The sequence below is a fragment of the Acinetobacter sp. 'aerobic (ED)' genome, from assembly GCF_904886855.1.
Taxonomy (GTDB): Bacteria; Pseudomonadota; Gammaproteobacteria; order Pseudomonadales; family Moraxellaceae; genus Acinetobacter; species Acinetobacter courvalinii.
This window is the reverse complement of the sequence record NZ_CAJHGI010000011.1, coordinates 1-12,837: the sequence shown is the minus strand read 5'-3', so window position 1 is coordinate 12,837 and position 12,837 is coordinate 1. Positions and strand designations below refer to the sequence as shown.

The 12,837-nt window shown below is 44.1% G+C and carries 13 protein-coding genes and 4 tRNA genes; all 17 read left to right on the top strand.

The window, feature by feature from the left end; genetic code table 11:
* Nucleotides 1–50 precede the first annotated feature (50 nt).
* Nucleotides 51–968, top strand: a complete 918-nt coding sequence (gene hemC, locus JO943_RS17325; RefSeq protein WP_032810914.1) for a hydroxymethylbilane synthase — start codon at nt 51–53, stop codon at nt 966–968.
* Nucleotides 968–1,744, top strand: coding sequence for a uroporphyrinogen-III synthase (locus JO943_RS17320; RefSeq protein ID WP_202741398.1), 777 nt, complete (start codon nt 968–970; stop codon nt 1,742–1,744). The genes hemC and JO943_RS17320 overlap by 1 nt, the downstream gene beginning before the upstream one ends.
* Nucleotides 1,741–2,568: a hypothetical protein gene (locus tag JO943_RS17315; protein ID WP_202741397.1), complete on the top strand. Its 828-nt coding sequence runs from the start codon at nt 1,741–1,743 to the stop codon at nt 2,566–2,568. Before JO943_RS17320 ends, JO943_RS17315 begins: the two co-directional genes overlap by 4 nt.
* Nucleotides 2,569–2,574: 6 nt before the next feature.
* Nucleotides 2,575–3,768, top strand: coding sequence for a heme biosynthesis protein HemY (locus tag JO943_RS17310; RefSeq protein ID WP_202741396.1), 1,194 nt, complete (start codon nt 2,575–2,577; stop codon nt 3,766–3,768).
* Nucleotides 3,769–3,776: 8 nt separating this feature from the next.
* On the top strand, nt 3,777–4,223 hold the full coding sequence (locus JO943_RS17305; protein ID WP_202741395.1) for an acyl-CoA thioesterase: 447 nt from the start codon (nt 3,777–3,779) through the stop codon (nt 4,221–4,223).
* Between the two features lie 380 nt (nt 4,224–4,603).
* Nucleotides 4,604–4,930, top strand: coding sequence for an H-NS family nucleoid-associated regulatory protein (locus tag JO943_RS17300; protein WP_005280991.1), 327 nt, complete (start codon nt 4,604–4,606; stop codon nt 4,928–4,930).
* 177 nt (nt 4,931–5,107) lie between these two features.
* Entirely contained in the window at nt 5,108–5,851 is a 744-nt protein-coding gene (gene gspN, locus JO943_RS17295; protein ID WP_202741394.1) for a type II secretion system protein N, read from the top strand.
* Complete coding sequence (locus JO943_RS17290; RefSeq protein ID WP_005280987.1) at nt 5,851–6,690, top strand: type II secretion system protein N; 840 nt, start codon at nt 5,851–5,853, stop codon at nt 6,688–6,690. Before gspN ends, JO943_RS17290 begins: the two co-directional genes overlap by 1 nt.
* A 40-nt stretch (nt 6,691–6,730) precedes the next feature.
* Complete coding sequence (gene gspD, locus JO943_RS17285; protein ID WP_150957152.1) at nt 6,731–9,001, top strand: type II secretion system secretin GspD; 2,271 nt, start codon at nt 6,731–6,733, stop codon at nt 8,999–9,001.
* 62 nt (nt 9,002–9,063) lie between these two features.
* A complete protein-coding gene (locus JO943_RS17280) occupies nt 9,064–9,678 on the top strand; it encodes an FHA domain-containing protein (RefSeq protein WP_005226382.1) in 615 nt (204 codons plus the stop codon).
* Nucleotides 9,679–9,749: 71 nt separating this feature from the next.
* Nucleotides 9,750–10,415: a phosphoglycolate phosphatase gene (locus JO943_RS17275; RefSeq protein ID WP_005280979.1), complete on the top strand. Its 666-nt coding sequence runs from the start codon at nt 9,750–9,752 to the stop codon at nt 10,413–10,415.
* A gap of 112 nt (nt 10,416–10,527) precedes the next feature.
* Nucleotides 10,528–12,021, top strand: a complete 1,494-nt coding sequence (gene trpE, locus JO943_RS17270; protein WP_202741393.1) for an anthranilate synthase component I — start codon at nt 10,528–10,530, stop codon at nt 12,019–12,021.
* 99 nt (nt 12,022–12,120) lie between these two features.
* Nucleotides 12,121–12,196: transfer RNA gene (locus tag JO943_RS17265), tRNA-Thr, on the top strand.
* Between the two features lie 52 nt (nt 12,197–12,248).
* Nucleotides 12,249–12,332, top strand: a tRNA-Tyr gene (locus JO943_RS17260).
* A 29-nt stretch (nt 12,333–12,361) separates the two neighbouring features.
* A tRNA-Gly gene (locus JO943_RS17255) sits at nt 12,362–12,437 on the top strand.
* Nucleotides 12,438–12,448: 11 nt separating this feature from the next.
* A tRNA-Thr gene (locus tag JO943_RS17250) sits at nt 12,449–12,523 on the top strand.
* 164 nt (nt 12,524–12,687) lie between these two features.
* Nucleotides 12,688–12,837: GTP-binding protein (locus tag JO943_RS17245; protein WP_227614499.1), on the top strand; the 150-nt coding region annotated here is incomplete at its 3' end.

Genomic DNA, 12,837 nt, shown 5'->3' with positions numbered 1-12,837 from the left:
ATCAAGTTAAGTTGGGAGCAATTGCTTTGATCAATACTTCATTTGAATTTATGAAAACCTTAAAAATTGCGACCCGACAAAGCCCGCTTGCACTTTGGCAGGCCGAACATATCCGTTCTCGTTTAAATGCACTTTATCCAGATTTAACGGTTGAGCTGGTCAAGTTTGTGACGCAGGGTGACAAGATTCTGGACACCCCACTGGCAAAAATCGGTGGTAAAGGTTTGTTTGTGAAAGAGCTCGAAGCGGCTTTACTGGATGGTCGCGCAGATTTAGCGGTCCATTCCATGAAAGATGTGCCGATGCATTTGCCTGAAGGCTTAACCTTGGCGGTGATTTGTGAGCGTGAAGATCCGCTGGATGCATTTGTTTCGAATCAATACCAGCATTTTGATGAATTGCCGCAAGGTGCAAAAGTCGGTACTTCGAGTCTGCGTCGTAAATGCCAGATTTTACAGCAACGTCCCGATCTGGAAATTATTGATCTACGTGGCAATGTCGGTACCCGTTTATCCAAACTGGATGATGGTTTGTATGATGCCATTATCTTGGCGAGTGCGGGTCTGAAACGTCTCGGCTTGTCGGATCGTATTCGGCATTGTCTAGCGCCCGTACTGAGTCTGCCAGCAGTTGGACAAGGTGCGCTGGGACTGGAATGCCGTGCCAATGACGACGCATTGTTAAAACTGATTCAGCCATTACAACATGAAGAAACCTCGATTTGTGTCCGCGCAGAACGCGCCTTTAATGCTTATCTTGAAGGTGGCTGTCAGGTTCCGATTGCAGGCTATGCCACTTTGGCCAATGATCAGCTTCAGATTGAAGGGCGCGTGGGTAGTGTCGATGGACATACTTTATTAAAAGAACAACTGGTTGGTGCGCCAGCAGAGGCTGAGCAACTGGGTGAGCAACTGGCACAACGCTTATTGGCACAAGGTGCAGGTGAGTTGCTAAAAGCGTTGTATTAATGCTGCTGATCAATACACGTCCTGAAGACCGTGCTGCTGCTCTAACACAGGCATTGTCCGAGGCTGGTTATCAGGTTGTGGGTTTACCTTTACTTGAACTGGTTGCGGAGCCTTTTTCGCAAGGCTTGCAGCAGCTTTATCAGCAGCTTGATCAGGTTCAGGCAATTGTGGTGGTCAGCCCCACAGCGGTAGAGGTGGGAATGCAATATTTGCAGCAAGCAGGTGTCACACTTGAACAGTTGCAACATGTTCGATGGATCGCCGTGGGTCAAACCACTGCACAGGCGCTTGCACGATTTAATATTCAAAGTGATGTGCCTCAGGTCGAAAACTCGGAAGGCATGTTGGATTTACCTATTTTAAAACAGCAGAAAAATTTAAAGAAAATTGCGTTCTGGCGGGGGCTAGGCGGACGACAATTCATGATGCAGCAATTGCAGCAGCAGGGGATTGAGGTACTCAATTTTGTGCTTTATCGCCGTCAATGTCCGCAACAAAGTTTTCAGATATTCCCTGAGATGGTAAAGAAAATAACGCCTCAACAAGCGGTTGCTGTGCTGATCACTAGTGAGGCAAGCTGGAATTACTGGCAGCAGATCTGTGAGCAGGTGCAGCAGCCCCGAACATGGATTTATCTGGTGTTGGGACAACGGCTGGCACAATTATTAGAAAACTCCAGAACACAGACAAATAAAGCATTTAACATTATTCAGCTTGAAAATTTATCTGCATCAGAGATCATTCAACGCATGAGAGACTGGCAAGGACATGTATGAGAAAAATTGGTTATTTAATATTAGGGCTGAGTTTATTGTGGTTGGCTAAACTCAGTTACGATGTTGCACAATATTCTCAAACCGTTCCCCAGCTTCAACAGCAGCTTAGCCAGACTGAACAGCGTTATGCCTTATTGAACGATCAATTTGTCGCGGTCCAGCGTCAGTTGCAGAATAATCGTGTGGTTGAGCCTACAGATAATAGTTCAATTCCGATGACAGTTGAGGGCATCTCACCGATTATCTTGATTAAGCAGCACATGCAACTGGTGCAGTTTGCACTGGATCAGCAACAGTTTATTTATGCACTGGAACAACTGAATCAGGCCCAGCAGCAGGTGCTGAAATATGCAGTCTCACCGGCTTTACAAGATAGCCTGATTAAATCGATAGAGCAGGATAAACAGGCCATCCAGCAATTTGTTTTAAATCAAACCCAACAACAGCAGCAACTGGATCAGCTATTGCAACAACTGGACCAAAAGATTGCGCAAAACCTGCAAGATCCGAAACTATCAATTGAAAAAGGTGAAAGTGCGACATGGTGGCACTGGTTTAAACTGGAAAAAGTGCAACGTTCATCGCCAGATTTAATGGGCCGTAATATTACCTTGAAAGAAGCACAGTTACGGCTATTGTTGGCATCTCAAGCCTTGCATGAAGGTCAATTGACTGAATATCAGAAATCGGTTCAGGAAGTGATCCGGTTACTTGCCGAGTTACCAGATCAAAATAGCCAGAAAATGAAACTGCGCCTAGAAAAAATCTTAAACCAGCAAGCCGTCCCTACACCGAAATTAACCAGCTTAGGCTTGTTGGGATAATCTGTCATGAAGCAATTAATGTTGATTTATTTTCTCTCGGCGCTGGTGTTGTTCGCATTATTTTCTGTATTGAGTTATGGCTATGGAAATGGCTATGCGTATATCTACTGGCGAGAATGGCAGTTCCAGAGTAGTGTGTGGGGTTTAATTGCACTGTTTATTGTAATTAGCCTGATCTTGCAATTATGCTGGTTATTGGCTAAACGTTATTTAACCCGGGAACAAAGAAAAAAAGAAACCATTCTGCACTTCAAGCAATTACATCCTTATGAGCAACTCGGTATTGTCTGGTTGCTTGAAGCCTCAAAAGACCAGCAGGTTTTTATAGAGCGGGTATTTGCCCAGTCAGGCCTGCTCAGCAATATTATTGATGCGCAATTTGACTATCAAAATGGTGATTATATTGCGGCATTGCAGAGTCTGGATAAATCAGCCCCGATGGCCTTTGAATTGGCTGAATTACAACGCATAGATATTTTCCTTGAGCAAAAAGAAACCGAAAAAGCGTTAACCCATTTGGAATTTCTGGCGCAACATCAGCTTTCTCCATGGCTGGTTGAAATCGAAACCGCTTACCAGCAGCGTATTACTGCACTATGGGGCAAACTGGCGCTCCAACAACCCTGGTTATTTTTGCAAACCACACAATATGGGTTATTAGATGCGGAACATCGTGATTTATGGTTGCAGCAATTATTAATTCATTTTGATCAGGCCTCGGTTGATGACCTTGGTGCATTACAGCAGCGCTATCTGGTGTTGCAGGATGAGATTGAAACCCGTCCCTATAGCAGCAAGGTGCTGTGGTTGAAACTATTGGCCAGAATGCCTGAAATGAGCGTGCAGCATGAAGAGCTGGCCTTACATTTATTGCAAGATCAGTTCGACCCGGAAGTGTTTTATCTGTGGTTCCAGCAACAGTTACTCAAGCAGATTCCGGATTATGCTTATGTTGAGCAGCGCATTATTCAGCTGGAACAGCGTTATACCAGTGTGCCTATGCTGGCTTTTGCAAAGTGGCATATTTATATGGCGACTCAACGTCAGGCAGAGGCAGAGCAGTTATTAACTTTATATCCTGATAATATATTAATGAGTTATTTAAGAATTAAGTCGACCTTGGGCGATAATCAGGACTTAATCAAACAGTTAAATTTAATATTTGAAAACGATGTGAATTTTCTTAATTTTAAGATATGAGTGTAAATATGAAAGAACTGTCTGTCTATCCGCTTATTCATCAGCAATCCGTGGCTTGGGGCGATATGGATGCGTTTGGGCATGTCAATAATGTGCAATATTATCGCTATATGGAAAGTGCCCGTATTGCCTATTTAATGGCATTGAATATCTTCGATCAGGAGATATTGACAGTGGTTGCCTCGAGTCAGTGTAAATATTTACGGCCGGTATTTTATCCTGATGTGCTGCATATTGGTGCGCGTATTGAAGAGTTAAGAAATAGTGCATTTCGTATGCATTATGTATTATGGAGTGAATCCCAGAATCAAATGATTGCCACCGGTGAGGCGGTTATGGTTTGTGTAGATAAGGTAACATCCAACAAACGTAATATCCCGGATTCAATTCGGCAGAAAATTATTCAGCTTGAAGAAAATGTCGGGCATCAATTAATATTAGGCCCATCATCATAAAGACAATTATGTCTATTTTATTTGAATATATAACAAATTTCATAATGTGGTGCTTTTGAGTGGCCGGAAAAACAGGCAAATTAAAGCACCATGAACTAAATCAAAAAATAAGAAATTTTTTAGTGAAATTTAAGAATACGTTAATATAAGTGGTGTTGGTTAAGGTTGTTTATTTAATTTTTAAATTCTGTTTAGATAACTAAATTCTCCCTTTTTTTGTTTTATTGTAAATAAAATACCATTTTATTGTTGATATACGATTAAGTGAGCTATTCTCATATTGATTATTTAATCGCTTATAAATTAATATTGAATAGAATTCTAAATTCATTTTTATTTTTGAGTGATATTTTTTTTCTTATTAAGTTGGAGTGGTTCAAATGAAACCAGATATTAGCGAATTATCGGTAGAAGATTTAAAGCGTTTACAGGCTGAAGCTGAAGCTTTAATTGCCAGCAAAAAAGATCAGGCAATTGAAGATGCTTATAATCAAATTGTTGCTATTGCTGAAGCAATTGGTTTTAGCGTTGAAGAGTTATTGGAAGTAGGTGAGCAAAAGCGTAAGAAAACGACGCGTAAAGCTGTAGAGCCACGCTACCGCAACAAAAATAATACTGAGGAAACTTGGACAGGTCGTGGTAAACAGCCACGCTGGTTAGTTGCCGAGTTAGAAAAAGGTGCAAAACTTGAAGATTTCTTAATCTAAGCAAGTTTTAAAGTCATCGTTTTGTCATACGATGGCTTTATCCTGAATCAAAAGCCAGGCTTAAAAAGCTTGGTTTTTTTATATGAGAGAATTGGCGATGTTGAAAAAGTATGCATAATGTCATTCAGGGGCGAGTGTCTCGAAAAGGATGATATTTTGCATGTTGGTAAGGGTTGAATGAAGAAAAAAACCAAGCAATGGAGATGGTGGCTTTTCGCCATTTTTGCATTTTTAATTTTTATTATTTTACAAATTCCAGCGACATGGTTAATTGCAAAATTCTCAAAAGATAATCAAATATTACATAATGTCAGCGGCAATATCTGGCAGGGGCAAGCCGATTGGCAACGTGGCCAGCTACGTGGCTCGGTGCATTGGAAAACCCGTCCTTTAGATTTGTTATTGTTACGTTTAGGGGCAAATCTTGATATCCATAGCGGTAACACGCAATTCAATGGAGTATTTGGTTATGGTTTAGGACAAAAAATCATGATTAAGGATTTGCAGGGTGCGATTTCGCCAGAAACATTAAAGTATTTTGCAAACTGGCAATGGCCTGAAAATTCTATTCAATTGAAAGACGTGCAATTTAACTATCAAAAAGAAAAAGGTTTTAGCGCAGCAGAAGGTCAGTTGAACTGGGGCGGCGGCGCCTTGAGTTATACCTTTGGTCAGCGTCAGGACCGTATGAATATGCCTTCCTTGGTGGCTGAAATAAAAGATGAAAACGGCCAACTCCAGATTGATGTCCGTGATCAGCGTAGCCAGAAAATGGGGAATCTCAGCTTAGATGCCAACCTGATGCTGGATGTACAGCTGACGCAACGCATGTTATTGAATATTCCATCCTATCAAGGTAAAGCCGGCCTGGATACCTATGTGATCAGTTCACATCAGCCGTTGTTGCAGGGTGGTTTTTGATGAAAGCAATCACTGAAAAAATGCAACAATTGCGTTGGCAGAAGCTGGATAAGTTAAGTGGCCTGATTCTGGCTTTACTGATTTTATGGTTATGCTGGAAACTGGCCTCCTTATTTTGGTGGGTGGTTGCACCGCCACAACCGATGCAGTTTGACCGGGTTGAACTGGGTTCGCAGCAAGCCCAGGTTCCCAATATCAGTTCATTTGCCTTATTTAATGAACCCGCAGCAGCTTCGGCCGATGACAATATTAATCTGGAGTTACAGGGGGTATTGCTCGGTCAACCAAATTACTTGTCTTCTGCGGTCATTAAAATGAATGATACTGCTGAACGTTATCGGGTAGGCGAGACCGTTGGCTCTACCTCCTATCAGCTGGCCGAAGTGTATTGGGATCACGTAATCTTGCGTCAAGGTAATGGTGCAACACGTGAAGTCAAATTTAAGGGACTGGACAATGGTTTATATCAACCGGCTGCGCCTGTTTTAAATAATGGAACAAGCGTCCCTCCAGCAGCAGCTCCTGCGCCTGCTCAGAATTCGCCCCAGTCTGCTTTAGGGCAGGCTATCCAGCAAATGCAGGATAACCGGGAACAATATCTGAAAAATATGGGCGTCAGTAGTGGAGGGGAAGGCTATGAAATTTCGGATAAGACGCCCTCAAGCTTAAAAAATAACTTAGGTTTGCGTTCGGGTGATCGTATTCTGTCGATCAATGGCCAAAGCGTCGGGCAGGGGCTCAACGAAGTACAATTATTAGAGCAAGTACGTCGTGAAGGGCATGCCAAAATAGAAATAAAACGTGGTGATCAGGTGATGACCATACAACAAAGTTTTTAGTGATCACACGTCACACATCAGTTAGGAATAAGTGCAGGTTATGGCTTTCTTGAATCATCAACGTCCACTTTGGGCATTACTTGCTGCAGCGCCTTTAATTGCGACAGTGAGTACCCATGTGCAAGCACAAACATGGAAGATCAATCTACGTGATGCGGACTTAACTGCATTTATTAACGAAGTTGCTGATATTACCGGGAAGAACTTTGCGGTTGACCCACGTGTACGGGGCAATGTTACGGTTATTTCCAATAAACCGCTAAATAAAGATGAGGTTTATGACCTGTTTCTGGGCGTGCTCAACGTCAATGGTGTGGTGGCGCTACCTTCTGGTAATACGGTAAAACTGGTACCAGACAGTAATGCCAAGAATTCGGGTATTCCTTATGATGCCCGAAGTCGTGCTGGCGGTGACCAGATTGTCACGCGTGTGATCTGGCTACAAAATACCAATCCGAATGACCTGATCCCGGCATTACGTCCATTAATGCCACAGTTCGCGCATCTTGCTGCGGTGGCTGGAACCAATGCCCTCATTGTTTCGGACCGTGCCACCAATATTTACCAGCTTGAAAATATCGTGCGTAATCTGGATGGAACTGGGCAAAACGACATTGAGGCAATTAGTCTGCAATCCAGTCAGGCCGAAGAAATTATTGGTTTGCTGGAGACCATGAGTGCCACAGGTGCATCCAAGGACTTCATTGGATCGCGTGTCCGTGTGGTTGCAGATAACCGGACCAATCGTATCTTAATCAAAGGTGATCCGGACTCGCGCAAGCGTTTGCGTCAAATGATTGAAATGCTGGATGTACCTTCAGCGGATCGCCTCGGTGGGCTAAAAGTTTTTCGCCTGAAATATGCCAGTGCCAAGAATCTGGCTGAGATTTTACAGGGGCTGGTCACCGGGCAATCTGTTTCATCATCTTCTTCTTCGTCAAATAGCAACAGTAGTTCAAATTCGATTAATAACCTGATTTCAAATAACCAGAATTCAGGCACATCAAGCGGTTCTTCATCTTCTTCTGTGTCGACGCCTTCAATTAATTTGAATAGCAATTCAAATAATAATCAAAACGCAGGTATTACCAGTTTTAATGGGGCAGGCATTAGTATTATTGCTGACCCAACGCAAAATGCATTGGTGGTCAAAGCAGAGCCGCAATTGATGCGTGAAGTTGAAGCGGCGATTCAACAGCTAGATATTCGTCGCCAGCAAGTTCTGATTGAGGCTGCGATTATTGAGGTCTCTGGTGATGATGCCGACCAGCTGGGGATTCAATGGGCATTGGGAGATTTAAGCAGTGGTGTCGGCCTGATTAGCTTTAGTAATGTCGGGGCAAGTCTGGCATCGATTGCTGCAGGTTATGCGACTGGGGGTGCAAGTGGTGCAGCGGCAGCGATTGCTGGAGATGCCAGTAAAGGCAATGGTGCAACGATAGGTGTCGGTAATTTTGATAATTCACGTAAGGCTTATGGTGCGCTGATCCAGGCCTTGAAAACCAATACCAAATCCAATTTCTTGTCTACGCCGTCGATTGTAACGATGGATAACGAAGAAGCTTATATTGTTGTCGGTCAGAATGTTCCGTTTGTGACAGGTTCGGTGACCACAAATAGTACAGGTGTTAATCCTTATACCACTGTTGAGCGTAAGGATGTGGGTGTAACCCTAAAAGTGATTCCACATATTGGGGATAATGGCACGGTTCGTCTTGAAGTAGAACAGGAAGTATCTGATGTTCAAAATAACAAAGGTCAGGCAACCGACCTTGTGACCAATAAGCGCGCCATTAAAACCGCTGTACTCGCAGAGCATGGACAAACGGTAGTATTAGGTGGTTTGATTGCGGACAATACCGCATTGTCTCGTCAGGGAATTCCTGGACTGAGTAGTATCCCTTATCTAGGGCGTTTATTCCGTGCTGATGCGCGTAGTAATATCAAGCGTAATCTTCTGGTGTTTATCCATCCGACCATTGTTGGTGATGCCAATGACGTACGTCGCATTTCTCAGCAGCGTTATAATCAGCTCTATAGTTTACAACTTTCAATGGACAAGAATGGCAATTTTGCCAAACTGCCTGAAAATGTTGCAGATATTTATAACCCGCAGGCGATTGTGAAGAATTCCCCATATCAAAAGGTTCCGACCGCGACGCAAGCCCAAAAAACCGTTGTGGTGACTACGCCGGTTGCGGTTGAGCAGCCTCAGCTGCAGCAGAAAACCGTACAGCTGCCGGTGAAGGAAACCGAGCGGAGTAAAAATACGGTCACCACCACTACGATTCGCCCTGCGTCTTCACAGTAGCTGCACAGAAACGCTTATGTCACAATGTTACGATTGTGGAAAATGATAAAGGATATGCATCTATGACTTGGAAATTACAAGCCATTACAGGTGAATTTACGGGGCAGGAACTGAATATTGAGCGTGATATGTTGGTTGGCCGACATCAGGATGCCGATATTTTGTTGCAATCCGCCGATATTTCGCGTCGTCATGCCGCGTTGTTACTCAAAGATCAACAGCTTTGGGTGCAAGACTTAAACTCGTCCAATGGCACATTTATTAATGATGCGCGAATCGAGCAGGAAACTGAATTGCATGATGGTGATATTTTGCAGTTTGCCAGCTTCGTATTCTCGGTACTTGCGCCGGCGGCAGCAACAGAATTACCTGAAATTGAAGCAGAGCCTGTGACAGCAAACACGCATGATCAAGGTATGCCGAGCATTGCCGAACGTGCGGCAGAAACACCGATTACCCGTGACGGGATGCCACAACAGGTCGCGATTCCAAAACCGGCACCCATTCCTGAAGGTGTGCAGGTACAGGCTGTGCCTGAACCACAACCTGTTGCGCTTGAAGAGCCTGTTTCACGTGTGGCTGAAGAAAAAGAGCAACAGAAGAATGCTTCGGTTGGACTCATTTCAATTATTGTATTGATCATTTTAGCTGTGATTGCCTGGCTGTTCTTTAAATAATCGGGCGAAGCTTTTACAATCAAAGGCATGCCCGCTTGGGTGTGCCTTTTTTATTATGAGGGTGAAATTTCATGTCTGTTGCGCAGTTGCAAAGTCGTCATCTGGTGTTATTTGATCTGGATGGAACACTGGTGGATTCGGCCGCTGACCTATATCGTGCCATGAATCTGAGTCTGACCAAGCTAGGGCTGCCGCTGGTGACTGAAGCGCAGGTGAGAGTGTGGGTGGGTAAGGGTGCCGCAAAATTATGTGAAGCGGTACTGAGTCATTTATTTGGACAGGTCGATGCGCAACAGCAAGCGCAGCTGTTAAGCACCTTTATGCAGGTGTACGCGCAAGAGCTCTGTGTTGATACGCAGGTATATGACGGTGTGTTGCCCTTTCTGGAGTATTGTCAGGCCCATAATATTGCCATGGCCTGTGTTACCAATAAGCCTGAACATCTGGCGCGAGGAATTCTGGACGTTTTAGAGCTTGCACCTTATTTTAAAATGGTCGTGGGTGGGGACAGTTTGGCGGAGCGTAAACCGCATCCGTTACCGCTGTTGCATTGTGTAGAGCAAGCAGGAATAACCACGGCTGAAACCTTGATGATTGGTGATTCAAGCAATGATGTCGAAGCCGCAAGGCGTGCAGGTATTGATTGTATTGTAGTCAGCTATGGCTATAATCATGGGGAAAGTATTTATGACTGCCAGCCACAGCAAGTGGTTGATCGTCTGGCAGAGTTAGTTTAAGAAAATCAGATAGGGAAAGAGGTATGAGGATGATGATGGTTTTTCGATGGCGGGATTAAAGCAGTATTAAAACAGGGAAACGCAGATAAATCGAAACCATAAGAGATGACTCATGACAACAGCAATCCAGTTTGAACAATTAAAAGCAGCAGGTTACAACACCATTCCAGTTTATCGTCAACGCTTGGCTGATACTGAAACCCCGTTATCTGTTTTTGCACGTTTTAAGGAACAGAAACAAGCCTATCTATTTGAGTCGGTAGAAGGCGGCGAGAACTGGGCGCGCTATTCCATGATTGGACTCGGCGAATCTACCGTTTTTTCATGCAATGCCGGTGTGTTAACCATCCAGCAAGCAGATGGCACAGTAACACAACAGGATTGTGTAGATCCGTTTCAATATATTCGTGATTTTCAAAGTCAGTTTAAAGTTCCCAGCAAAGCCGAACTACCAGACTTACCAAGCTTTACCGGTGGCCTAGTAGGTTATTTAGGCTATGACGCCGTGCGTTATATTGAGCCAAAACTCAAGAATGTCCCAACTGCTGATCCGGTGACCCTACCTGATTTATGGTTGATGCTGTCTCAAACCGTGATTGTGTTTGATAATTTAAGAGATACCCTGTTCCTGATCCATCATGCTGATGTCAGTGAGCCAGATGCCTATAACAAAGCACAAGGCAAGCTGGATCAGCTAGAGCAGTTACTGGCAACACCAGTGAGTCTGCAAGCAAAACCGCATACCGCCCCACATTTTGAATCGATTACCGGCAAGGAAAAGTTTCTGGAAACCGTGGACAAGGTTAAGGAATACATCCGTGCTGGGGATGTGATGCAGGTGGTGCCTGGTCAGCGTATGGTGTCTGACTTTGATGGTGAGGCCTTACAGGTCTACCGTGCGTTACGTCATTTAAATCCATCGCCTTATTTATTCCTGGTGCAAGGCCAGACACTGACTGATCAAAAACCTTTTCATATTGTAGGATCATCGCCAGAGATTTTGTCTCGTCTGGAAAATGGTATCGCAACAGTACGCCCTTTGGCAGGAACACGACCGCGCGGCAAAACCAAAGAAGAAGATCTGGCCTTGGAACAAGATTTACTGGCGGATGAAAAAGAGATTGCCGAACATTTAATGCTGATTGATCTTGGGCGTAATGATGTCGGGCGGGTATCCAAGATCGGTAAAGTGCAAGTGACGGACCGTATGGTGATCGAACGTTATTCACATGTCATGCATATTGTATCTAATGTGCAGGGTGAGGTACGTGATGATATTGATGCTCTGGATGTATTTAAGGCGACTTTTCCGGCTGGAACACTTTCGGGTGCTCCCAAAATACGTGCCATGGAAATTATTGACGAAGTTGAACCGGTAAAACGGGGTGTGTTTGGCGGTGCTGTGGGTTATTTAGGCTGGCACGGCGAAATGGACATGTCGATTGCCATTCGAACCTGTGTGATTCGCGATAAAAAGGTCTATGTACAGGCTGGAGCAGGGCTGGTTGCGGACTCAAATCCTGAATCTGAGTGGAATGAAACCCAAATAAAAGCTCGCGCAGTGATCAAAGCGGTTGAATTATCGTCAAACGGATTGATTTTATGAGTTTTTAACGGTTTTTTTTAAAAAAGCACTTGCATCGATTCTAAGTTTTGCTAAACTGCACACCGTTCCGATACGAAACGTACGAAACACTAAGAAAGAGCCGGCATAGCTCAGTTGGTAGAGCAACTGACTTGTAATCAGTAGGTCCACAGTTCGAATCCGTGTGCCGGCACCATCTTAAAGTGTGGTAGTATAAAGTAAAGAACAGCACTGTGTAAGTGTGATATGGTGAGATTCCCGAGCGGTCAAAGGGGGCAGACTGTAACTCTGCTACGAAAGTTTCGAAGGTTCGAATCCTTCTCTCACCACCATCTAACTTCGATAGATGTCGTACCAACATGCGGGAGTAACTCAGTTGGTAGAGTGGCAGCCTTCCAAGCTGCATGTCGCGAGTTCGATCCTCGTCTCCCGCTCCATCGAAGATGTCGCTCTTATAGCTCAGTGGTAGAGCACTCCCTTGGTAAGGGAGAGGTCTCGAGTTCAAATCTCGATAAGAGCTCCAGATATACAGTTTAGTGGTTATTCCACAAGTTTTTAAAGAAGCAGGCTATTATAGTCTGCTTTTCAAGTATTAGGTGTCTAGTTTTTTAGGCGAATGTCGATAAAGAAGGTTTTTCAGGGTTGTTTTTCTCTAAACTGGTGTCGACGTAAACGAGGAAAATCAAAATGGCTAAGGCTAAGTTTGAACGTAACAAACCACACGTAAACGTGGGTACAATTGGTCACGTTGACCATGGTAAAACAACTTTAACTGCTGCGATTGCAACGATCTGTGCAAAAACTTACGGCGGTGAAGCGAAAGATTACTCACAAATC